Source organism: Marinobacter sp. MMG032 (genome assembly GCF_040112695.1).
GTDB classification, from domain to species: Bacteria; Pseudomonadota; Gammaproteobacteria; order Pseudomonadales; family Oleiphilaceae; genus Marinobacter; species Marinobacter salsuginis.
Map to the genome: position 1 here is coordinate 1,865,663 of NZ_CP157802.1, position 20,718 is coordinate 1,886,380.

Genomic DNA, 20,718 nt, shown 5'->3' on the forward strand with positions numbered 1-20,718 from the left:
CAGATGCAAAAAAGCCCCTTTACGGGGCTTTTTCAACAAACAAAACCGCGGTGCTTACTGGCTTTGCTCGACAAGGTGTTCAACGGCTGCCTGAATTTCTTCGTCTGGGCAGCTGGCACAGCCGCCTTTCGCCGGCATGGCATTAAAACCGTTGATCGCGTGACTCACCAGGGTTTCCAGACCCTTGTCGATACGGGGAGCCCAGGCATCGGCATCACCGATCACAGGTGCACCAGCGGCGCCGGTAGTGTGACAGGCCATGCACACAGCATCATACACTTCGCTGCCGGAGCGAGGGCCAGAGCTGGCAGTTTCGGTGGCCGCCGCAGCCTCGCCACATTCTTCACCCTGCAGACATACTTCACCGACCGGGCTGATACGTGCGCGGATTTCATCTTCGACGCTTGCCATTACGGCGCTAGCTGTCAGGCCTGCAACGACCAATACAGCAGCCAGGACTCTCTTCATCTTCACAATGCACCTCGCATTTGAGCGTTATAATCTTCGGTCGCCGCATTATAGCGACTGAAACCTGGCAAAAAAACCAAACAGCAAAATCATAAATTGATTTCAACCATTTTAATTGCGATTTCGTAAGTCTGGGGGTGTTTCGCGAGCAATCCGGTTACCATGGTGTTCGCCGACGTTCTACCATCCAGGACCTGTTTTCATGACCAATACGGAACCGACTTCGCCCCACCCCTTGCGCAAACCACTGCTGATCGCCGAATTCACGGCGCTGGCGGTTTTACTTGGATCCATGGGGTGGTTTTCCAGCCAGACCAGTAGCGGCCAGACAATCAGCGCCGCCTGGCTGCTCATCCCGGCCTTCGCCAGCCTGGGGGTTTTCATAAGCTTTATCGGTCTGATGTACCTTCGTTGGGTTGCCTCGGCAGACAGTGGCAACCGGTTCAGGCACAAGCTCGTTTTCTCGCTTCTGGCCGTCACGCTGATCGGCGTCTGGATCTACGGCATTGCCAACACCTGGTTCAGCCTGACTGCCAGCTAGGAGACCGCCCCATGACACCCGCCTACCTGTTGACGCGATCGTCGGCTTTCATTGCTCTCGCATTGCTGTCAGCGCCCATTATCGTTCAGGCGCAGACTGAAGAGAGTCCCTCGATTGACTCACCGGAGCAATGCGCGCTGATCGACGACGGGATCAAGCGCCTGGCCTGCTTTGACAGCCTCTACAAGCCTAGGGAGCGTCAGGCCCAGGCCCCCGAAAGCGCCAAAGAACAGGCCGAGAAAAGTGCGGAGCAACTGGCGCCGAATGGCGAAGATCTCGATGCCGTAGCCGGCAATGGGCTGGAGGGCGATTCCGATGCGGGCGTCATGGCGGCACTGGTGGACCGATATGTGGCGGCTGAAAAGGCCGTATTTTCGTTCTCTGGCAGTTTTGTGGGCCACCGTCCCACCTATATCCTGCCCGTAAGCTGGGTGAAAGATCCGAACGAATCCCCTTCCAGCCCCAGGCTGGGGTCCATCGGCTATGACTATGATCTGGAACGGGAAGAAGCCAAGTACCAGATCAGCTTCAAGGTGCCGCTGCTGACGGGCATTCTGGATGACCGTACAACGCTCTGGTTCGGCTATACCCAGACCTCGTTCTGGCAGGTATATAACCAGGATGATTCGGCGCCATTCCGGGAGACCAATTACGAGCCAGAGATATTCGCCCGATACCAGACTGACTGGGATATCGGACCGGGCCGGCTCAATGGCGTGACCCTGGGATTCAACCACCAGTCAAACGGCCAGTCAGAGCCGCGCTCCCGGAGCTGGAACCGCATTATGGGGTCTGCCGCCTACAGCTATGATCGATGGCTGTTTATGGTTCAGCCCTGGTACCGGATTCCGGAGAACAGTGAAGACGACAATGCCGATATCGAACGTTATCTGGGGCATGCGAATTACTACGCGGTATACAAGCTGACCGAAGATCGCACGTTTTCGTTACGGCTGATGAATAACCTGAGATCGGAGAATAACAAGACGTCGGTGGAGTTCGGGTACAGCTTTCCGATGGGGGATACGATTAAAGGGTTTTTCCAGTACTACAACGGGTATGGTGAGAGCCTGATTGACTATAACCATCGAATTCAGCGGTTTGGTATCGGGATTATGCTGAACGACTGGCTCTGACCGTTTCGGTGTAGTGAGGGACAGAGCCAGCCGCTGAGTTAGCCTTCTTTGTTCAGCCGATCCATCTCGGCCAGCAATTCTTCGGTTTTCTCTTCCATCAAGGGGATATTCGCCCGCGATTCCACATTCAGACGGACAACCGGCTCGGTGTTGGACATCCGGAGGTTAAAACGCCAGTCGTCGAATTCGATGCTGACGCCGTCCACGTGGCTGACGCTATTGGCGCCGACGCTGTATTTGGCTTCAATCGCAGCGATAACCTTGGGGGGATCGGCGATGGTGCGGTTGATTTCGCCGCTGGCCGGGTAGGCTTCGATTCGGGCATCAATCAGCGACGACAATGTCTGGCCGGACTGGCAGAGGCGTTCGGCAACCAGCAACCAGGGGATCATGCCGCTGTCGCAGTAAGCGAAGTCGCGGAAGTAGTGGTGGGCGCTCATTTCGCCGCCGTAGACCGCGTCCTCGTCACGCATTCTCTGCTTGATGAAGGCGTGGCCCGTCTTGCTTTCGATGGCTTCGCCGCCGGCGGCTTTCACCAGATCCAGGGTGTTCCAGGTCAGGCGGGGGTCGTGTATGACTTTGCCGCCGCCGGTTTTGTGCAGGAACTGGTCGGCCAGCAGTCCGACGATGTAGTAGCCCTCGATAAAGCGGCCGTTTTCGTCGAAGAAGAAGCAGCGGTCGTAGTCGCCGTCCCAGGCGATGCCCATGGCGGCACCTTCTGCGATAACGGCGTCGGCCGTGGCCGCCCTGTTTTCCGGGAGGATCGGGTTAGGTACGCCGTTCGGGAAATGGCCGTCTGGCTGATGGTGCACTTTGACGAATTCAAAAGGCAGGTGCTGTTCGAGTTCGTCGATAACCAGGCCGGCACCGCCATTACCGGCGTTGCAAACAATCGTCAGCGGGCTGAGAGAACCGGCATCGATGTACCCCAGAAGGTGATCGACGTAGGCGCTCATCACTTCCAGGGGCTCGTACCGCCCCTGCTCTGCAGCATCAGCAAAAGGTTCCAGCACCCGATCTCGGATCTCATTCAGCCCATTATCGGAACTGATGGGCCGGGATTCGGGGCCGACCATCTTCATACCGTTGTGATCTTTCGGGTTGTGACTGGCGGTGACCATGATACCGCCATCCATCTTGTAGTGACTGGTGGCGAAATACACCTGTTCGGTGCCGCACAGACCGATATCGAACACATCCGCGCCCGCGGCCATCAAGCCGGAGCTGAGCGCTTCGGCAATGTCCGGGCTTGAGAGACGAATGTCGTAGCCGACGATCACTTTCTTCGCGCCGGTTATCTCAACGTAGGCGCGGCCAATTTTCTCAGCCAGGATCGGGTTCAGTTGATCCGGCACCCGGCCTCGCAGGTCGTAGGCCTTGAAACATGACAAGTCCATTGTCTGGCGTTACTCCGCGGCGGATGATTGAAGCTGGATGTAGTTCTGGACGCCCATCTGGGAAATCATTTCCAGCTGGGTTTCCAGCCAGTCAATGTGTTCTTCTTCGCTATCGAGAATGCTCCGGAACAGCTCACGGCTGGTAAAGTCCTGAACTTCCTCGCAATAGAGGATCGCTTCTTTCAGATCGCTGTGAGCAATTTCTTCCAGCTTCAGATCGCAGGAGATCATTTCCTCGACGTTCTCGCCGATCAACAGCTTGTTGAGATCCTGGAGATTGGGCAGGCCTTCGAGAAACAGGATCCGCTCAATGAGCAGGTCCGCATGCTTCATTTCGTCGATGGATTCTTCGTATTCCTTGGCGGCCAGCTTGGTAATGCCCCAATCCTTGTACATGCGGGAATGGAGAAAGTACTGGTTGATCGCGGTCAGCTCGTTGCCGAGGACCTTGTTCAAATGCTGGATGACCTTTTTATCGCCTTTCATGATAGGGCTCCCTGATGGCCGAATGTGTCAGCCTCTTAGGATAGCCCCTTATCGGACAAGAGAAAAATAGAACCGGACAATCGTACCGGTCAGGCAGGCTGGGCGAGCATATTGGCCATGGCCAGGTAGTCGGGCGTGCGGCTCTCGCGCAAGATTTCGCGGGCGGTGCAGGCACAGCGTCCACACTGGGTGCCAACACCCAGCTCTTTGCCAAGCTGGCGCATGGATGACACGCCGTTATCGGCAGCTTCGCGAATTTCCCGGTCGGTTACGCCGTGGCAAAGGCAAACGTACATAGCAGTGAATCACCAATGACAATAAAAGTTAGTGATAATTATTGTCATTGGCATCTCGAAATGCAAGCCTTCTGGCTTAATTTTGTGCAACTTTTTGTGTTGCGAGGCTCATGAGCCTCGGGTCAGATTCCGCGAGCCGTTTTCGGTGACCACCACGTTGTCCTCGATACGAATGCCCCCGCAGCCCCTCAACCGGCTAATCAACTCGCGGTTCAGGTACTGCCCCAACTCCCCTTCCAACAAGGGATCCATCAGGGAAGGAATAAAATAGAGACCCGGTTCGATGGTGACCACCATACCGGGTTCCAGCCTGCGGGTGAGGCGGAGAAACGGCGCGTCTTCCGGAGGCGGCGTTGGTTTACCAGCCACATCGTGAACCTGTACGCCCAGGAAATGACCGATGCCATGGGGGAAGAACACACGGGTGATGCCCTTTTCGACGATGGCATCATCGTCCAGGCCATACACCAGACCGGTGGCCGACAGCAGGGCGGCAAGTCCCTGATGCGCCTTGCGATGGATGTCGATGTAGTCCACCCCCGGCGCGACCATGTCACAGAGCCTGACCTGGAGTCGGTCGAGACCATGGATCAGCGCCGCAAAGTGTGACTCCTGCGGGCCTGCCGTGGTGCGGGTGATGTCGGAGCAGTAGCCCCGGAAACGGACGCCAGCATCGATCAACAGGCTGCGGGGCTGCCCCGGGGGCTGCGTATCGTAATACTGGTAGTGCAGTGTACCGGCGTGCTCGTTCAGGCCGATGATGCTGTGATACGGCGCCTCAGCTTCCCGCTGACGGGTCGCCTGCTGGTAGGCCAGGTTGATGCCGAATTCGCTTTCACCGGCCAGGAACGCCTCCCTGGCGGCGGCATGGCCTTCCAGAGCCAGACTGTTGGCCTGCGCCAGACACTCGATTTCATATTGAGTCTTGCGCACCCGGGTTTCGTCCAGTTCCCGGAGCAGATCGCCCGGGTTTGTGTCTCCGGGAACATTACTGATCAGTGCGGGGTCGCCGATCACCGCCAGGCTGTCGGGATCATCCAACAACGGCGCCTCGGGTGAATCGCTGCTGCGAACCTCGATAAACTGCTGCCAGGGTTCTTCCGCCAAAGGCGAATTGGCGTGCCAGAAATCCACCGGCTCATACAGCCACAGCACGGGCTTGTGCCCCGCCCGAATCCAGAGCCAGCAGTGTTCGCGACCGGCCAGCCCGGTCCACTGAAGGAACGGACCGTAACCCTGAAAATGCCACGCCTGGTCATCACCATAGCGGTATGGCGCGGCGCCAGATGAGATGAGCAGGCTGTCGTAACCATGCTCCGACAGCGCCGATTCGTATCGGGCCTGCAGTTCTTTCAGGTGATCGATCTGCAGGTGCAACAGGGCATCATCAGGCATAGCCATCTTCCAGTGTTTTCCAGAGGGTTAACAGATCTTCCGAGCGGGTATCCCGGAGACGGATCAGGCGGATTTCCAGGGGCACGTCCCAGCTCTCATCACCAGCACGCACCAGACTGCCAAATTGTTCGCTTTTTTCGGTCATGCGCCGGGGCAGCCACCCCATGCCGAAACCCTGTTTGACCAGCGCCTTGATACTGGCCGACTGGGTATTCTCATTGAGTGGCAACAGGTTGGCGCTTAGCCTGCTGCGAACAAGATGGCCTTCAATCGCCGATTGCAGGAAACCACGACTGTGGTAGGCAATCAGCGGTACCGGTTGTTCAGCACTGCCCGGCAAGGCAAACCGGGGATGCCCCTGATCGTCAGAAACGCTGACCGGGACCAGGTGTTCACGAGCCAGCACCAGCCAATCGTAACTGTCGGCGGTCAGCCTGCCGCCCCAGGGTAGATCCGGATGCCAGTAACACAGCACCAGGTCACACTCGCCACTGTCCAGCGCTTCCAGGAACTGCTCCCCCACCCAGCTGGTAGCGTTCAGGTTTAGCTGCAGACGTTCAGCGATGCCGGCGTCCCGGGCCCAGCTCTGGTAGAAGTGCGAAAACAGCCCCTGGGTGGACCCCACACTGATCCTGGCAGACACCTCGGCTTCAAGATCGGTAATGCGATCACGGGTATCCCGAACATCCCGGGTAATCCGCTCGCACAGTTCCCGGAAGATCTCGCCGGCAGGCGTCAATGAGAGGGGCAGCGTCTGACGATTGATCAGCGTGCTTCCCATAGCCTCTTCCAAAAGTTTGATCCGTCGGCTGAACGTAGGTTGGCTCACGTGCTGCAATTCAGCAGCACGTGAGAAATGGCGCGTTCGGGCCAGCGCCAGAAAATCTTCCAACCAGCGTACTTCCATGGAGTCCCCTAAGGGTATGTCGTTGTATCGATGCGAGTTCTGCTGCTGGCATCATAGCCTATCGCAGCGGCGCCGTTACAACCGGCCCTCTTCCACCGCGTGGCAGGCAACCTGGGTACCGCCATCCGTGGTGATCAGCTGCGGAATTTCCTGCCGGCATCGCTCGTTGGCATAGGGGCACCGACCATGGAATACGCAGCCGGATGGCAGGTTCACCGGTGTGGGCACTTCCCCCTTGAGGCGGATGTGGTTGGGGCGGTCGTCCTCCAGTTTCGGAATCGCAGAAAGCAGCGCCTGAGTGTATGGATGCCGGGGGGCGGAGAACAGCGTTTTTGTATCCGCCAGCTCACAGACTCTTCCCAGGTACATCACCGCCACCCGGGTGCCGAAATGCTCCACCACCGCCAGATCGTGGGTAATGAACAGATAGGTCAGCCCGCGGCTTTCCTGGGCGTCCATGAGCAGATTCAGCACCTGAGCCTGAATAGACACGTCCAGGGCCGAAATTGGCTCGTCCGCCACAATGAATTCGGGATCCACTGCCAGGGCGCGAGCAATGGCGATCCGCTGGCGCTGGCCACCGGAGAACTCATGGCCGAAGCGGCTACCCCAGTCCGGATCAATGCCCACCGAATGCATCACCTCGTGGATCTTGTCCCGCACCTGCACCGGCGACCAGTCCGGATGGTGAAACCGGATCGGCTCCTCCAGGGTCTGCTGGATGGTCATACGCGGGTTGAGTGAAGCGTAGGGGTTCTGGAAGATCATCTGCATCTTGCGACGGTAGGGCAGAGAATCCTTGCGCTCCAGGTTGTCGATGCGCTGGCCGTCGTAGTGGATCTCGCCGGCGCTGGGCGAGAGCAAGCCCATGACGGTACGGGCCACGGTGGATTTGCCACAACCGGATTCGCCCACCACGCACAGGGCTTCGCCCTTTTGCACTTCCAGATCGACGCCGTTGATGGCATGGACCGCTTCCTGTTTGCGGCGGAAACGGCCACCCTCGAAGGTGATCTGCTCCAGCAGGCTGCCGGAGAGGTCAAAGCGTTTCTCAAGACCGCGGATACTTACCAACGGGGAGGTCATGATTCGGCCTCCTGCATGCGTTTCTCCTGCTCAATCAGGTTGGCGACTTCGTAACAGGCCACATTCACATTGCCAGAGCGGACATACTCGGGCATCGCCTGCTTGCACTGTTCGGTGGCGAACTTGCAGCGGGGATGGAACGGGCAGCCCGAGGGCACATTCTTCAGAGACGGCATTGACCCGGGAATCTGGAACAGACGCTCGCCGGGCTCGCCCATCTGGGGCAACGCGTTGATCAGCCCCTGGGTGTAGGGGTGCTGGGCATCGTTAATAATTTCCCGGGTCGGGCCCTGCTCGATGATCCGGCCGGAATACATGACCAGCATTCGCTGGGTGACCTGTGAGACCACGCCCAGATCGTGGGTAATCAGCATCAGCGCCACACTCTCCTGCTCGCACAGGTTCAGTAGCAGGTCCATGATTTCCGCCTGGATGGTGACATCCAGAGCCGTTGTCGGCTCATCGGCGATGATGATTTCCGGGTCCAGCAGCAGAGCGATGGCAATGATCACCCGCTGGCGCATACCTCCGGACAATTCATGGGGGTACTGATCCAGACGCTTCTCCGGCGACGGAATCTGCACTTTTTGCAACCGGTCCAGCGCAATGGCGCGGGCTTCTTTTTTACTGATCTTACGGTGGGCCAGGATAGCCTCGACCATCTGGGTGCCAATGGTGAGCACCGGGTTCAGGGTCATCATCGGGTCCTGGAATATCATGGCAATGCGATTACCACGGATTTTCCGCAGTTCCCGCTCGCTCATGGCCGCCAGATCCTTGCCCTCGAACAGGATCTGCCCGCCGGCGATGTAGCCCGGCTTGGCAATCAGGTTGAGAATCGAGAACGCCGCCACCGACTTACCGGCACCGGATTCACCAACCAGGCCCAAGCGCTCACCCTTGTCGAGGGTAAAACTGATTCCCCGCAGCGCGGTCAGATCACCACCACGGACAGCAAAGCGCACATCCAGATCTTTAACTTCCAACAGTGCCATGGTGTTACCCCTTGTACAGCCGTGGGTTCATCACATCCCGCAACCAGTCACCCAACAGGTTGATGACCAGAACGAGCACCACCAGCACCAGGCCCGGGATCAGTGTGATCCACCAGGAACCGCTCTGGATGTAGTCAAACCCGGACTTGATCAGCGACCCCAGGGACGGCTGGGTCTCCGGCATACCAAGGCCCAGGAACGACAGCGCCGCCTCGGAAATGATCGCGTTGGCAATCTGGACCGTGGCAATAACGAAGATCGGTGACAGGGTGTTGGGCAGGATATGCCGGAACATGATCCGACGTGTCCCGAAGCCCATCACCTTGGCCGCATCCACATACTCTTTTTTCTTCTCCGCCAGCACCGAGGCGCGAACGGTCCGCGCAATCTGCGGCCACTCGGCGACACCGATGATGAAGATCAGCATATAGATGGCGATCTCACCGAACATCAGGTTGCCGAAGCTCGCCTTGAACACGGCGCCTACGATAATGGCCACCATCAGGGTGGAGAACGACAGCTGAACATCGGCAATGCGCATCAGCACCGCATCCACCTTGCCGCCCAGGTAGCCCGCCAGCAGGCCAAAGAGAATGCCCAGAAACGCCTGCAGAACCACTGCGCCGAAGCCGATCATCAGGGACACCCGGGTTCCGAACAGAATAGTGGACAGCAGATCCCGACCCTGGGCATCGGTACCCAGCGGAAAGGCCGGATCGGCACCGCTCATGCCCACCGGGGGCAGCTCGGAATTCATGATATTGATCTGCGCCAGGTCGTAGGGATCGGCGGGTGCCAGCAGGGGCGCAAACACCGCCGCCAGCACCATCAGCAGCAACACGGCGAAGCTGACAATGGCCACCTTGTCGCGCTTGAAGCTGTACCAGAAGAAGGACTCGCGGAAGCGGTCCCAGCGGGAAACCGTTGCCGTTGTCATGCTTTCTTTCCTGTCAGTTTGACGGTGGGGTTCACCAGTCCGTAGATCAGATCCACCAGGGTATTGGTAATCACGAAGATCAGGCCCACCACCATCAGGTAAGCCACGATCAGCGGGATGTCGCTGCGGGTAATGGCTTCCAGGAACATCAGGCCCACGCCCGGCCACTGGAACACGGTTTCCGTGAGGATGGTGTAAGCCACCATGATGCCGATCTGCACACCGCCGACGGTGATCACCGGCAGCATGGTGTTCTTGAGCGCATGCAGGAAGTTGATGCGGCCGGCACTGAGGCCTTTGGCACGAGCGTAGCGGACGTAGTCGCTCTGCAACACTTCCATCATCTCGGCCCGGATCAGCCGGATGAACAGCGGCAGCATGATCGAGGCCAGCGACACCGATGGCAGGATCAGGTGCATCAGGCCACCGCTTGAGAAAAAGCCGGATTCCCAGGTGCCGAACAGGTGCGTCAGCTCATCACCGCGACCATAGGAGGGCAACCCGCCCTCGGTGGAAAAGAACTCGTTCAGCCACTGCCCCCAGCCGGTGTCCGACGGAAACCAGCTCACCGTCACACCAATGGAGAACAGCTGAATCAGCACAATGGCCGTCAGGAACACCGGGATGGAAATACCCACGGTACTGACGCCCATAAAGAATTTGGATAACCACGCCTGGGGCCGGATCGCGGCATAGACACCGATCGGCACAGATAGAAACACAATAATCAGGCTGGCACCGATGACCAGTTCCAGTGTTGCCGGCAGGTGCTCGGCAATCACTTCCAAGGTCGGTTTGCTGTAGAAGTAGGAGTTGCCCAGGTCACCCTGCAGCGCATTGCCCGCAAAACGCAGGTACTGCACCACCATCGGGTCATTTAGGCCAAGCTCGTCTCGAATGGCTTCCCGCTCCTCCTCGGAGACGGACATCCCCACCATTTCCTGAAGCGGGTCCCCGAGGCCATCCTGAATGGCAAAGGCAATCACACTGATCACAAACATGACCAGAAACGCCTGGGAAATCCGCTGAACCAAAAACGCTAACATGGAAAGCTTCCGGATAAGGCTTGCAAACAAAAGGCCGGCACTGGATCACTCCAGCACCGGCCTGCCGTTAAAGGCGATTACTCGATAACCAGGTCACCCAGGTACGGGAAGTTCATGACGTTGAGCACCGGCTCAATCTTCACATTCTTCTTCGAAGCCCAGGCCAGGTCCTGCCAGTGCAGCGGAACAAAGGCGGCGTCGTCATACAGACGCTGCTCCACTTCCTGCAACATGGCCGCGCGCTTGTCCAGGTCAGTCTCGACGTTGGCCTTCTGTACCAGGGCGTCGATTTCCGGGTTGCAGTAGTTGCCGGCGTTGTACTGGCCAGCGCCGCTGTCGGCATCCGGGCAGAAGGTCAGGAACTCGTAGAAGTTGGCGGAGTCCTCGGTATCCGCATGCCAGCCGATCATCATCATGTCCGCCGCACGGTTGTCGTACTCCGGCCAGTACTGGGCCTTCGGCAGGGTTTTCAGATCCACCTTGATGTTGATGCGCGCCAGCATGGCGGCCACTGCCTGAGCGATCTTGTCGTCGTTCACGTAGCGGTTGTTCGGCGCCATCATGGTGATGGTGAAGCCATCCTCATAACCGGCTTCCTTCATCAGTTGCTGGGCCTTGGCCACATCGAAGCGCGGTTTCAGAGACTCGTTATAACCCTGGTAGCCTTCTGGGGACATCTGGGCGGCCGGGGTTGCGAAACCCTTCATGATCTTGGCTGCAATGCCTTCCTGATTGACCGCATAGGCGATTGCCTGGCGAACCTTCGGGTTCTTGAAGGCTTCCACACGCTCCTGGTTCATGTGGAACAGGATGATGCGGGTACCGCTCATGGTGACCAGGCTGGCGTTCTTGTCGTTGCGGATACGCTCCAGATCATTGGGCGGAACCGGCGCGATGAAGTCGACGCCACCAGACAGCAGGGCAGAAACGCGGGTGTTGTTCTCCTTGATCGGAGTCAGCACGATCTTGCCGACGTTACCCGGAGACTCGGTATCCCAGTAGTCGTCAAAGCGTTCGAACTCGACGCGCACACCCTGCTTGCGCTCAGTCACGGTATACGGACCGGTACCCGACAGATTCTCGGACGCGAAGGAGTTGCCGTGCTTGAGGATGGCACTCTTGTCCTTGCCGTCTTCGGTCTGGCCGGTGTAGAACTCGCTGTCGAACGGGAAAATATAGGTGGCGGTATTCAGCAGCAGCGGATACGGCTCGCTGGTCACCAGCTCGAAGGTGTAATCATCGATGATGTTAATGCTGCTGAAAGGCTTGAAGATGGCCTTGAAATCCTGGCTCTGCTTCAGGCGATCGAAGGTGAACTTCACATCGGCGGTCGTCAGCTCGTTGCCGGAATGGAACTTAACGCCCTCACGCAGTTTGAAGCGCATGGTGTTTTCGTCAATCCGCTCCCAGCTCTCTGCCAGTCGCGGCTCAAAGCCAAGATCCTTGGTCCAGCGCAGCAGCGGATCGAAGGTCATATGGGACAGTTGAAGGATGCCGCCAGACAGCTGCTCATGAATATCGAGGGTCACGGGGTCGGCGTCGTACGCCATTTTCAGTTCCTTGGTCGCCTCGGCAGAGAGGGCTACCGGTGCCGATGCCAGGGCCATGGAACCGACAAATGCTGCAATCAGTTTTTTCATCGCGTTTTCCGTCGCTGTTTTAGGAATTTTCACGGAACATCGGCGCAGAACGGCGCCGAATGCCTGGCCAACAAGCTAGTCTCGGAAAACACTTAGGGCAATCGAAATTACGACAAGGGGCTATACGCCAGGTGAATGACCTGATTTGGCGCAGACTTACAGCCGGAAAACCAGAGGTAAAATCAGGGCCGTAAACACGCCAGTGAGCCCCATCCCGAGCGAGGCAAAGGCACCGGCGGCGTGACTGATTTCAAACGCCCGCGCCGTGCCAATCGCATGACCATTCAAACCCAGGGCAAAACCGAGGATACGCTCGTCTTTAACCGGCAAAAGCCGCGCAAGCAGGTCAACGAAGAGGGTTGCCACCACGCCGGTAATCAGAAGCCCGCCCATCATGAGGGGCACGGAACCGCCCAATTGCTCCGTTATTCCAATGGCGATGGGTGCTGTTACCGACTTGGGCGCCAGGGACGCCAGCACCTCCGGCGTGGCACCCAGCGCCCAGCCAATCACAACCGCATACACGGCGGCCATGGTGGCGGCAATCGGCAGGGTGACCACAATCGGGCGCCACATGGCACGGATATGGTGCATCTGTTGGTACAAGGGAATCCCGAGGGCGACGGTTGCCGGTCCCAGCAATACCGTCAGCCAGCGCGCGCCTTGCTGGTAATCCTGGTAATCCACCGCCAACGCTGCGATAACACCGGACAACAGGCACGCAGAGAGGACCACCGGCGGAAGCCACAGAGGGCGGCCAATGCGGGAGAACAGCCAGTTGCCGGCGAAGAAGGCACCAAGCGTCAAACCGATCGCAAGGATGGGCGTGGCCGCAAGCATCTCCGGCAACGCCTGGAAGCGGGCGAGAAAGTCACTCACGATCGCTCACTCCCCTGGCCGTCACGGCTTTCATTAACAGCAAAGTCGTCAGAACGCTCAGGAAGGTGCCCGCCAATAGCGCCGCCGCAACCGACAGCCACTGACCCGAGAACTGGTCCGCCGTGAAGAACACCCCCACAACCCCCGGCATGATCAGGAGTACAAGTACCGAAATCAGGCCCTGGCTGGCCCGGGCCAGATCATCACTGACACTGCCTTTAACCATCAGGGTAAACGTAATAACCACCATACCCAGCACGCCGCCACTCACCGGCAACGCCAGAAGCAGGCGCACAGACTCGCCAAGAATAAAAAACAGCACCAGAACCAGAAAACCACGCAACATCGGCATGCGCTTACACTCACCCGGGAAAGAATTGCATTACACTAGCCCAAACCACCACATAGATACCAATGCAGGAAGCCCATGGCGCTCAAAGCAACCATCCACAAGGCGACGCTCAACATTGCCGACATGGACCGTCACTACTACGCGGATCATCACCTGACTGTGGCCCAACATCCGTCAGAAACCGACCAGCGAATGATGATCCGGCTGCTCGCCTTTGCCCTGAACGCCAGCGAGACCCTGGAATTCACCAAGGGGCTGAGCACCGATGACGAACCCGAGCTTTGGCAGAAAGACCTGACCGGCGAGATTGAAGTGTGGATTGAATTGGGCCTGCCGGAAGAGGATCGACTGAGGAAAGCCTGTAACCGCGCCGGTAAAGTGATCCTGTACACCTATGGCGATCGGGCTTTCCCCGTCTGGTGGGACAAGCACCATGGCAAGCTGGAACGTTTCGACAACCTCACCATCTTTCACCAGCCCGGCGACAGCACCGAAGCCCTGGACAAGCTCGCCAACCGCTCCATGAGCTTCCAGGTAACCATTCAGGACGGCGAAGTCACCTTCAGCAATGATAACAATCTGGTATCGATTACCCCTGAGCAGCGACTACCCCATAACTGAGGGCAGGACTTGCCGTCGGGGGCTGGACAGACACCCGCTACGCACGTAAGATTGCGCACTCGAAATCGGCGAGCCATCGTCGATCTCGAAGCGCCCGTAGCTCAGCTGGATAGAGCGTTGCCCTCCGGAGGCAAGGGTCAGAGAAAAAATCCGGAACCGAAGGCAACGGTCAAACATGCCAAACTTGTTGAAATCCGCCCGTAGCTCAGCTGGATAGAGCGTCGCCCTCCGGAGGCGAAGGTCTCAGGTTCGAATCCTGACGGGCGGGCCATTAACATGGCAAATCAATAAGTTATCACCAAGGCAACACCCTCACCTGTATCGCTCACGCCTGACCAGTCCGAACACCTCCGATTCAATCAGTGACCTTTGCACGAAAAGATTAAAAGCGGGAATTTTTCTCGATTATTGCGCCTGTGCCCAAATGGTGCCCTGGCAGTGCCCAGTTAATTTAGGTGAATGCATCGCAACCTACCGACGTGACCCTTGCACTATCTTCACCTGACTCTCTTCATGGCACAGCCGCGCTGCGCCATTCAAGCAGACATTTTCAGCTTTGGTCGCAAAGCGAATATTCACGTAACGCAATGGAATGGCCTCTGCTTAGGGTTATGGGAAGTCAGTAGTTGCGGGGTAAGTCCGCCACCGTTTTAGAAATTCCATGGAAACGGGGTGGCCCCGTGTGCGTCCAATTTCATGAGCTTTTCGAATCGAGCGCTGGCATTCACCAATAGTCACTCGTCGATGTTTTAGTGAGAAAAGACTCCTCAAGATAATCAAGAAACAATGAGATTCGTGTTGCAAGCCGTGCTTTCTGTAGGTAGACAGCGTAAATGTCGGCAGCAGGCGTTTCATACTCTGGAAGCACCAATTCCAGCTCACCGCTTCTCAAATGCTTAGCAAGGTCCCACTGGGCTCGCATCAACAAGCCATGTCCCTCAATTGCCCATTGAAGAGCGACATGCCCGTCATTTGTGCTTAACTTCACCGGCACTCGAATCGCTTGAGTTTGATCATCTTTCGTTAGCCGCCAGAGGCTGGCCGTTTCATCATTTTGACGAAGTGCAATCGCTTGGTGGTTATTCAGATCCTGAGGCACGACTGGACGCCCAACTCTATCGAGATATCTTGGACTTGCACTGATAAAGCGTCTATTGGGAGCGATCTTCCGAGCAATTAACCGCGAGTCTGGAACGTCGCCGAAGCGAATTGCTATATCAGTTGCGTCGTCAGGTGGTGATACATGCTTGTCACTCAAAGTCAGTCGAACTGCTAGATTCGGATATGTGGTGACAAACTCAGATACAAGTGGGGCGATGTATTTTCTACCAAAACCAAGCGGTGCATGAATATTTAACTGGCCGGCCGGTGCTCCTGACTGGTTTCGTATGACATCCTGCATTTCCTCTATCTTGGAAAGGATGCTTTGGGCATATTCAAGATAAATCTCACCTTCTGGCGTCAATGAAATGCGCCTGGTTGTCCGATTAACCAGCTTCACTCCCATCTGATCTTCTATCTGAGCCAAGCGTTTGGTAGCTGCTGGAGGAGATAGATCCATCTCCTGGGCCGCCCCGGAGATGGAGCGTTTCTGTGCAAGGCTTACAAAAAACCGCATCGAATCGTCAGCCGTCATCATTAACCTTTAGGAATAAGTGTTTTTACTTTTTGTGAACCTTAAGCCAGTTTCCACATTCTATGATCACCCTACAACCCATCCGGTTACTCCATAAGGCGAAATCGGAAAAATGTAAGAAGAGGATAGAAGCGTGGAGAAAGAAGCTGAAGTTCAGTCTTTAACCGACATTCTTGCGAAATTCACGGCCTACATCGGAAAACGTCTGCCAACCGACGTGAAAGATAAACAGGCCGAGTTGCGCGCCAAAGAAACCAATCCCATGGCAATTGAGATTTTCGACGTGATGGCCGAAAACCAAGATGCCGCAGACAAGCTTGATCGGCCAAGCTGCCAGGACACTGGTGTAATTCAGTATTTTATCCAGGCCGGATCGTCTTTCCCTTTGCTTGGTGAGCTCGAATCCATTCTGGAAGGAGCAACCATAGGTGCAACTGAAATTGGTCCTCTTCGCCACAACGCGGTCGAGGCATTTGTTGAGAAAAACACGGGTACAAATACAGGTTCGAAAATTCCATGGCTCGATTGGGAAATTCTTCCGGGAAAAGACCATGTGATTATTGATGTTTACATGGCCGGCGGTGGATGCACGCTACCCGGAGCATCGACGGTATTGATGCCAGGTCAAGGCTACGAAGGTGTGGCCGAGTTCGTTCTTGATGTAATGACCTCCCGAGGCTTGAACGCTTGCCCCCCTCTCCTAGTTGGCGTTGGTGTGTCGACATCCGCTGAGACGGCTGCTCGATTGTCCAAAAAGGCGATTCTCAAACCAGTTACCGCTCGCAATACAAACGAACAGGCAGCGCTCCTTGAGGAGCTTCTGGCAGAGGGCATCAATGATTTGGGCATTGGTCCGCAAGGTCTAACCGGCGACAACACCGTGATGGGAGTAAATATTGAGTGGTCTGCTCGTCACCCCTCAACAATTGGCGTTGCCGTTTCAACTGGTTGCTGGGCTCACCGCCGCGGCCAAATCAAGATCAACGCAGACCTTTCCTACGAAATCATCTCTCATCAGGACGTCAAGCTATGAAAAAGGTATTAAAAACCCCTATTTCCATCGAAGACCTAGAAGCGCTGAAGGTAGGTGACATTGTTTACCTCGATGGAACCCTTGTCACCTGCAGGGATGTGGCTCACCGGCGTCTAATTGAATATGGACAGGAACTCCCGGTTGATCTTGCCGGTGGCGCAATTTTTCACGCAGGCCCAATCGTTCGAGAAAAAGATGACGGTAGCTACGAAATGGTCTCAATTGGACCAACTACCAGTATGCGAATGGAAAAGTTTGAGCGCGAATTCATTAAAAAGACTGGCGTCAGGCTAATTATCGGTAAGGGGGGGATGGGTCCGGAAACAGCCGCTGGATGCGCAGAAAACAAGGCTGTTCACGCGGTTTTTCCAGGCGGCTGTGCAGTTGTCGCCGCAACGAAAGTAGAAGCGATAGAAGGTGCTGAGTGGAAGGACCTAGGTATGCCAGAGACACTCTGGATAAACCGTGTAAAAGGCTTCGGCCCTCTGATTATTTCCATTGATACCCACGGCAACAACCTATTCGAAACAAATAAAAAAACCTACAACGAGCGAAAGTCCTCGGTATTAGAACGAATTAGCGAGCAGGTTAAGTTCATAAAATAAGCTACCTCGTTAATCGACCGAGATATCAAGGTTAATTTCTAACGCAGAAAAATCTAAAAACAAATAAATATTGGAGATTGTCATGAAAACAATTAAAACCCTTGTTTTTTCTGTGGCTCTGGTAGCCGCATCACCTTCCCTGTTTGCGGAAGACAAGTCTGCGTGGCCGGAGAGCTTTACCGTAGGCACTGGGTCACAAGGCGGCGCATATTTTGGGTACGGCACCGCTTGGGCAAACATCGTATCTGAGCAAACAGGAGTAACGGGTGGTGCGGAAGTAACCGGAGGCCCCATGCAAAACATGGCCTTGGTTCATACAGGCGATAACCATTTCGGCATGACAACCATGGGCCCTGCAAGAGAATCGCTGGAGGGAAATAATGCCATAGCGCCAGGAATACCGCTGGACAATGCCTGTGCAATGTTTCCCATGTACCAGACGCCGTTCTCTATCACAGCACTGACGTCATCTGGCATTACATCCATCGCAGACATTCCCGATGGCGCCGTCATTGGGTTTGGTCCGGCGGGATCTACCTCTGATACCTATTTCCCACTTATGTTGGAAACCCTGGGCCTGAAATTTGAGCGCCGAAATGGTGGATGGTCAGATCTTGGCGGGCAACTTCAGGATGGGCTGCTTGACGTGGTGGCATTTGCAGCTGGTGTGCCAGTTCCAGCGGTCAGTCAGCTCGAGGTACAAACTGACATTAACATTATTGAATTTACTGAAGACGAACAAGCGAAAATCATTAACGCCCTTCCTGTCAGTGACTACGAAATCCCAGCCAGCGTATACAACAGCCTTGAAACTCCAGCCCGCTCTGTCGCCATGTGGAACTTTGCAATCGCAAATTGCGACCTTCCAGAGTCGTTTGTATACGAAGCCGTAAAAGCAGTGATGGGTGACAATGAGCGCATGGTTCAAGCTCACAAAGGAGCGCGCACCACACTGGCAAAGCACTGGGATAAGAATACCTTCCTGCCATGGCATCCCGGAGCTGCGCGCTGGTTTAACGAAAATGGGGGCAATATTCCTCCGAAATTAATTCATAACTAATCAGGTTTTTGCGTGGCCTCCTGGCTTTTTTGGGTGCCACGCGTTTTTCACACTAATGTGGCGCTATACCAAGCGAAGGTCTAGTCATGAATAACGACAAGAATTTGGCTAAAAAGCCAGACCACCTTATCGCCCAAGGGGTGGATGATGAACCAGTGGAGTCAAACCTACGACTCTTTAAAGGGCGCTCCTATCAAATCGTAACGCTCATTGCGGTGGTGTATGCAGCATTTCATATGCTCGCCTTAAACGGCGTAGGCATTAAGGTAATGACGGGCGGCTTGGTCGACATTCCCTTTCTACCCGACTTCCCCATTGAAACCTGGAACTTCCGTATTGCACACGTCGCAGGCGCATTGATACTTGGCTTCTTAATGTTCTCGGCTACAGGATTCCCTGATGGTCAGAAGCCCGGTTCGAGAGCAATTCGGGTCGTAGCCTATCCATTGCTGATTTGCGGGCTATTCTCACTCGGCATGGCTTTTTATTTTGCATGGGAGATCGCTTCTGGATCTAACTGGAATGGGATAAACAAAGACATCAGATTCAATGAGATATGGCTTTATGGCGCCCCATTATGGGTAGCAACAGGGGGCTCTATCATACTCTCATGGTTTGATAAACAAAGCCGTGGCAGGTTCGCTCCACACGATTTTGTCCTCGTAGTATCTACACTTGCCGTTGCAGTCTATTTAATTACGATTTATGGAACACAGATGAGAAATTCAACTGGAACAGCCTTTGCTCCAGTTGGTATCTCTATGGCGGCCGTTGCTGGAACCGCCCTGATCATGGAACTCACTCGACGCGTGGCAGGTATGGCCTTGGTTGTGATCGCCACCGTGTTCTTGGTTTACGTGTTTATCGGTGAGTTTCTACCCAGCTTCCTTAACTCACCTGTAGTTGCCCCCGCTAAACCGGACACCACCTCATTCGTTTGATGCCAGTTCCGCCCGGTACTCCCAGGGCGATTTCATTTTCAGCCCCTTGTGCGGGTGGCTGCGGTTATAGTCTTCGACCCATTCCGGCAACCTGGCCATCACCGTGGCGGCATCAGGGAGATCGTTCAAGTACACATAGTCGCGCTTAAACGTCTTCACGAAGGCCTCAGCCATGCCGTTGCTCTGAGGGCTTCTCACCGGTGTGGTACACACGACAAAGCCCAGAGAGGACGCGAAGGCTCGCGTTTCTTTGGCAATGTAGCAACTGCCATTGTCCGTCAGCCATTCCAGCGGATGAGGCACTCGCTCTGACTGGCCGAACCGGTATTCCAAGCTTTCCAGCAGCAGGTCTTGAACCATCTCACCGGTGATGCCACCAGTAGTCGCTACATAGCGCATCAGCTCGCGATCACAGCAGTCCAGGCTGAAGGCTACGCGGACAACCTCCTTGTTCCAGCAGCGGATCTCAAAGCCATCTGAGCACCAACGAAGGTCCGGCTTCAACGTAATAACCTGGCCATTGTGGCAGCGCTCTTGAGGTCGCCCTGTATACCGGGGTAACAGCAGCCCATCCTGCTTCATCAGTCGGTACACGCGCTTGTGGTTTACTCGCTCATCGTTGGCTGCGAGCAACCGATTCAGTCGAGCCGTGATCCTTCGATAGCCATTGGCAGCACGGGCCTCGCACAGCTCACGGATAAACGGCAAATGCCGGTCATCGTCTTGTTTGCTGTATCTCGGGCTTCGGCCTTTCTGGCGACCATGAAGGCGATCCAGAAGATTGGAGCGCGATACCTTCAGCACTTCCGCAACCCGCTTCAGAGGGTATCGTCCGGTGGCAGCAACGGCATGCGCGAGATCAACTTTTTTGACTGAGCCACCTCCAGGGCTTCCCGGAGTATTTCAGCTTCCATCGTCTTGCGGCCCAACATCCGCTCCAGCTCCCGAACCTTCTTTTTCAGGGCTTTGACCTCGGATGCGCTTACAACCTCATCACCGGATTCAATCGCGGACATGCCACCGTCTTTCATCAGCTTCTTCCAACGGAACAACAGACTTGCTGATATACCATGACGCCGGGCTACAAGCGATACCGACATGCCTGGCTGCTCACACTCTGCAACCATGAATGCTTTCTCCTGCGCGGAATACCGGCGACGGCGCTGCACTCCGGTTATGACTTCGATTCTCTCCACCTTGGACACTCCTTTGCACTAGGTCTATGCCTAGGCCTTTGCTTCTACCAAGGTGTCCGGTTTAA

At 55.9% G+C, this 20,718-nt stretch carries 22 protein-coding genes and 1 tRNA gene; 8 read left to right on the forward strand and 15 right to left on the reverse strand.

Annotated features, from left to right (window positions below; genetic code table 11):
* Positions 1 to 54: 54 nt before the first annotated feature.
* On the reverse strand, positions 55 to 468 hold the full coding sequence (locus tag ABNF92_RS08615) for a c-type cytochrome (RefSeq protein WP_069184706.1): 414 nt from the start codon (positions 466 to 468) through the stop codon (positions 55 to 57).
* 202 nt (positions 469 to 670) lie between these two features.
* Between ABNF92_RS08615 and ABNF92_RS08620 the strand changes: the two genes are divergently transcribed.
* Both ABNF92_RS08620 and ABNF92_RS08625 read left to right on the forward strand, forming a co-directional pair.
* Positions 671 to 1,009 (forward strand): hypothetical protein, encoded by a 339-nt coding sequence (locus ABNF92_RS08620; protein WP_069184705.1) that lies wholly within the window; start codon positions 671 to 673, stop codon positions 1,007 to 1,009.
* 11 nt (positions 1,010 to 1,020) lie between these two features.
* Complete coding sequence (locus tag ABNF92_RS08625) at positions 1,021 to 2,145, forward strand: phospholipase A (protein ID WP_153634834.1); 1,125 nt, start codon at positions 1,021 to 1,023, stop codon at positions 2,143 to 2,145.
* Positions 2,146 to 2,183: 38 nt separating this feature from the next.
* Here ABNF92_RS08625 and ABNF92_RS08630 read toward each other — a convergent pair whose 3' ends face one another.
* The 12 genes from ABNF92_RS08630 to ABNF92_RS08685 form a co-directional block, all read right to left on the reverse strand.
* A complete protein-coding gene (locus tag ABNF92_RS08630) occupies positions 2,184 to 3,542 on the reverse strand; it encodes a phosphomannomutase (protein ID WP_136630860.1) in 1,359 nt (452 codons plus the stop codon).
* A gap of 9 nt (positions 3,543 to 3,551) precedes the next feature.
* Entirely contained in the window at positions 3,552 to 4,028 is a 477-nt protein-coding gene (gene bfr, locus ABNF92_RS08635) for a bacterioferritin (RefSeq protein WP_136630861.1), read from the reverse strand.
* A gap of 89 nt (positions 4,029 to 4,117) precedes the next feature.
* Positions 4,118 to 4,324, reverse strand: coding sequence for a bacterioferritin-associated ferredoxin (locus ABNF92_RS08640; protein WP_012139146.1), 207 nt, complete (start codon positions 4,322 to 4,324; stop codon positions 4,118 to 4,120).
* 108 nt (positions 4,325 to 4,432) lie between these two features.
* Positions 4,433 to 5,719, reverse strand: coding sequence for a Xaa-Pro dipeptidase (gene pepQ, locus ABNF92_RS08645; protein WP_349344071.1), 1,287 nt, complete (start codon positions 5,717 to 5,719; stop codon positions 4,433 to 4,435).
* Positions 5,712 to 6,626: a LysR family transcriptional regulator gene (locus ABNF92_RS08650; RefSeq protein WP_069184701.1), complete on the reverse strand. Its 915-nt coding sequence runs from the start codon at positions 6,624 to 6,626 to the stop codon at positions 5,712 to 5,714. The genes pepQ and ABNF92_RS08650 overlap by 8 nt, the downstream gene beginning before the upstream one ends.
* Positions 6,627 to 6,701: 75 nt before the next feature.
* Positions 6,702 to 7,712: an oligopeptide/dipeptide ABC transporter ATP-binding protein gene (locus tag ABNF92_RS08655; protein ID WP_209399077.1), complete on the reverse strand. Its 1,011-nt coding sequence runs from the start codon at positions 7,710 to 7,712 to the stop codon at positions 6,702 to 6,704.
* Positions 7,709 to 8,707: an ABC transporter ATP-binding protein gene (locus ABNF92_RS08660; RefSeq protein ID WP_349343911.1), complete on the reverse strand. Its 999-nt coding sequence runs from the start codon at positions 8,705 to 8,707 to the stop codon at positions 7,709 to 7,711. Before ABNF92_RS08660 ends, ABNF92_RS08655 begins: the two co-directional genes overlap by 4 nt.
* Before the next feature lie 4 nt (positions 8,708 to 8,711).
* Positions 8,712 to 9,644 carry an ABC transporter permease gene (locus ABNF92_RS08665; RefSeq protein ID WP_349343912.1) on the reverse strand — a complete coding sequence of 311 codons (933 nt, stop codon included), beginning with the start codon at positions 9,642 to 9,644 and terminating at the stop codon, positions 8,712 to 8,714.
* Positions 9,641 to 10,690, reverse strand: a complete 1,050-nt coding sequence (locus tag ABNF92_RS08670) for an ABC transporter permease (RefSeq protein ID WP_153634830.1) — start codon at positions 10,688 to 10,690, stop codon at positions 9,641 to 9,643. Before ABNF92_RS08670 ends, ABNF92_RS08665 begins: the two co-directional genes overlap by 4 nt.
* A 77-nt stretch (positions 10,691 to 10,767) precedes the next feature.
* Positions 10,768 to 12,330, reverse strand: a complete 1,563-nt coding sequence (locus tag ABNF92_RS08675) for an ABC transporter substrate-binding protein (RefSeq protein WP_291905666.1) — start codon at positions 12,328 to 12,330, stop codon at positions 10,768 to 10,770.
* A 156-nt stretch (positions 12,331 to 12,486) separates the two neighbouring features.
* Entirely contained in the window at positions 12,487 to 13,212 is a 726-nt protein-coding gene (locus ABNF92_RS08680) for an LrgB family protein (RefSeq protein ID WP_291905821.1), read from the reverse strand.
* On the reverse strand, positions 13,202 to 13,561 hold the full coding sequence (locus ABNF92_RS08685; RefSeq protein ID WP_349343913.1) for a CidA/LrgA family protein: 360 nt from the start codon (positions 13,559 to 13,561) through the stop codon (positions 13,202 to 13,204). The genes ABNF92_RS08680 and ABNF92_RS08685 overlap by 11 nt, the downstream gene beginning before the upstream one ends.
* A gap of 75 nt (positions 13,562 to 13,636) precedes the next feature.
* On the opposite strand from ABNF92_RS08685, the gene ABNF92_RS08690 reads away from it, so the two are divergent.
* Both ABNF92_RS08690 and ABNF92_RS08695 read left to right on the forward strand, forming a co-directional pair.
* Positions 13,637 to 14,182, forward strand: coding sequence for a YaeQ family protein (locus ABNF92_RS08690; RefSeq protein ID WP_349343914.1), 546 nt, complete (start codon positions 13,637 to 13,639; stop codon positions 14,180 to 14,182).
* 194 nt (positions 14,183 to 14,376) lie between these two features.
* A tRNA-Arg gene (locus ABNF92_RS08695) sits at positions 14,377 to 14,453 on the forward strand.
* A gap of 453 nt (positions 14,454 to 14,906) precedes the next feature.
* Here the strand turns inward: ABNF92_RS08695 and ABNF92_RS08700 are convergent.
* Positions 14,907 to 15,818 (reverse strand): LysR family transcriptional regulator, encoded by a 912-nt coding sequence (locus tag ABNF92_RS08700; RefSeq protein WP_349343915.1) that lies wholly within the window; start codon positions 15,816 to 15,818, stop codon positions 14,907 to 14,909.
* 133 nt (positions 15,819 to 15,951) lie between these two features.
* On the opposite strand from ABNF92_RS08700, the gene ttdA reads away from it, so the two are divergent.
* The 4 genes from ttdA to ABNF92_RS08720 all read left to right on the forward strand — a co-directional run bounded on the left by ttdA (position 15,952) and on the right by ABNF92_RS08720 (position 19,457).
* A complete protein-coding gene (gene ttdA, locus ABNF92_RS08705) occupies positions 15,952 to 16,851 on the forward strand; it encodes a L(+)-tartrate dehydratase subunit alpha (RefSeq protein WP_036211507.1) in 900 nt (299 codons plus the stop codon).
* Entirely contained in the window at positions 16,848 to 17,456 is a 609-nt protein-coding gene (ttdB, locus tag ABNF92_RS08710; RefSeq protein WP_349343916.1) for a L(+)-tartrate dehydratase subunit beta, read from the forward strand. The genes ttdA and ttdB overlap by 4 nt, the downstream gene beginning before the upstream one ends.
* A gap of 82 nt (positions 17,457 to 17,538) precedes the next feature.
* Complete coding sequence (locus ABNF92_RS08715) at positions 17,539 to 18,516, forward strand: TAXI family TRAP transporter solute-binding subunit (protein WP_247845607.1); 978 nt, start codon at positions 17,539 to 17,541, stop codon at positions 18,514 to 18,516.
* A gap of 86 nt (positions 18,517 to 18,602) precedes the next feature.
* Complete coding sequence (locus ABNF92_RS08720; protein WP_349343917.1) at positions 18,603 to 19,457, forward strand: hypothetical protein; 855 nt, start codon at positions 18,603 to 18,605, stop codon at positions 19,455 to 19,457.
* On the opposite strand, the gene ABNF92_RS08725 is transcribed toward ABNF92_RS08720, so the two are convergent.
* Positions 19,446 to 20,653 (reverse strand): IS3-like element ISMaq2 family transposase gene (locus ABNF92_RS08725; protein WP_349342663.1). Its coding sequence is split into 2 segments (ribosomal slippage): positions 19,446 to 20,326 and positions 20,326 to 20,653, totalling 1,209 coding nucleotides; the frame shifts between segments, so codons are not numbered across the junction. The two genes, ABNF92_RS08720 and ABNF92_RS08725, sit on opposite strands and share 12 nt — an antisense overlap.
* Positions 20,654 to 20,718 lie beyond the last annotated feature (65 nt).

What these genes read in the sequence shown, in the direction of transcription:
- ABNF92_RS08720 (WP_349343917.1), top strand. Translation starts at nt 18,603, where the DNA reads ATGAATAACGACAAGAATTTGGCTAAAAAGCCAGACCACCTTATCGCC.
- ttdB (WP_349343916.1), top strand. Translation starts at nt 16,848, where the DNA reads ATGAAAAAGGTATTAAAAACCCCTATTTCCATCGAAGACCTAGAAGCG.
- ABNF92_RS08660 (WP_349343911.1), bottom strand. Translation starts at nt 8,707, where the DNA reads ATGGCACTGTTGGAAGTTAAAGATCTGGATGTGCGCTTTGCTGTCCGT.
- ABNF92_RS08715 (WP_247845607.1), top strand. Translation starts at nt 17,539, where the DNA reads ATGAAAACAATTAAAACCCTTGTTTTTTCTGTGGCTCTGGTAGCCGCA.
- pepQ (WP_349344071.1), bottom strand. Translation starts at nt 5,719, where the DNA reads ATGCCTGATGATGCCCTGTTGCACCTGCAGATCGATCACCTGAAAGAA.
- ABNF92_RS08655 (WP_209399077.1), bottom strand. Translation starts at nt 7,712, where the DNA reads ATGACCTCCCCGTTGGTAAGTATCCGCGGTCTTGAGAAACGCTTTGAC.
- ABNF92_RS08620 (WP_069184705.1), top strand. Translation starts at nt 671, where the DNA reads ATGACCAATACGGAACCGACTTCGCCCCACCCCTTGCGCAAACCACTG.
- ABNF92_RS08625 (WP_153634834.1), top strand. Translation starts at nt 1,021, where the DNA reads ATGACACCCGCCTACCTGTTGACGCGATCGTCGGCTTTCATTGCTCTC.
- ABNF92_RS08675 (WP_291905666.1), bottom strand. Translation starts at nt 12,330, where the DNA reads ATGAAAAAACTGATTGCAGCATTTGTCGGTTCCATGGCCCTGGCATCG.
- ABNF92_RS08685 (WP_349343913.1), bottom strand. Translation starts at nt 13,561, where the DNA reads ATGCCGATGTTGCGTGGTTTTCTGGTTCTGGTGCTGTTTTTTATTCTT.
- ABNF92_RS08700 (WP_349343915.1), bottom strand. Translation starts at nt 15,818, where the DNA reads ATGACGGCTGACGATTCGATGCGGTTTTTTGTAAGCCTTGCACAGAAA.
- ABNF92_RS08650 (WP_069184701.1), bottom strand. Translation starts at nt 6,626, where the DNA reads ATGGAAGTACGCTGGTTGGAAGATTTTCTGGCGCTGGCCCGAACGCGC.
- ABNF92_RS08640 (WP_012139146.1), bottom strand. Translation starts at nt 4,324, where the DNA reads ATGTACGTTTGCCTTTGCCACGGCGTAACCGACCGGGAAATTCGCGAA.
- ABNF92_RS08670 (WP_153634830.1), bottom strand. Translation starts at nt 10,690, where the DNA reads ATGTTAGCGTTTTTGGTTCAGCGGATTTCCCAGGCGTTTCTGGTCATG.
- ABNF92_RS08615 (WP_069184706.1), bottom strand. Translation starts at nt 468, where the DNA reads ATGAAGAGAGTCCTGGCTGCTGTATTGGTCGTTGCAGGCCTGACAGCT.
- bfr (WP_136630861.1), bottom strand. Translation starts at nt 4,028, where the DNA reads ATGAAAGGCGATAAAAAGGTCATCCAGCATTTGAACAAGGTCCTCGGC.
- ABNF92_RS08690 (WP_349343914.1), top strand. Translation starts at nt 13,637, where the DNA reads ATGGCGCTCAAAGCAACCATCCACAAGGCGACGCTCAACATTGCCGAC.
- ABNF92_RS08665 (WP_349343912.1), bottom strand. Translation starts at nt 9,644, where the DNA reads ATGACAACGGCAACGGTTTCCCGCTGGGACCGCTTCCGCGAGTCCTTC.
- ABNF92_RS08630 (WP_136630860.1), bottom strand. Translation starts at nt 3,542, where the DNA reads ATGGACTTGTCATGTTTCAAGGCCTACGACCTGCGAGGCCGGGTGCCG.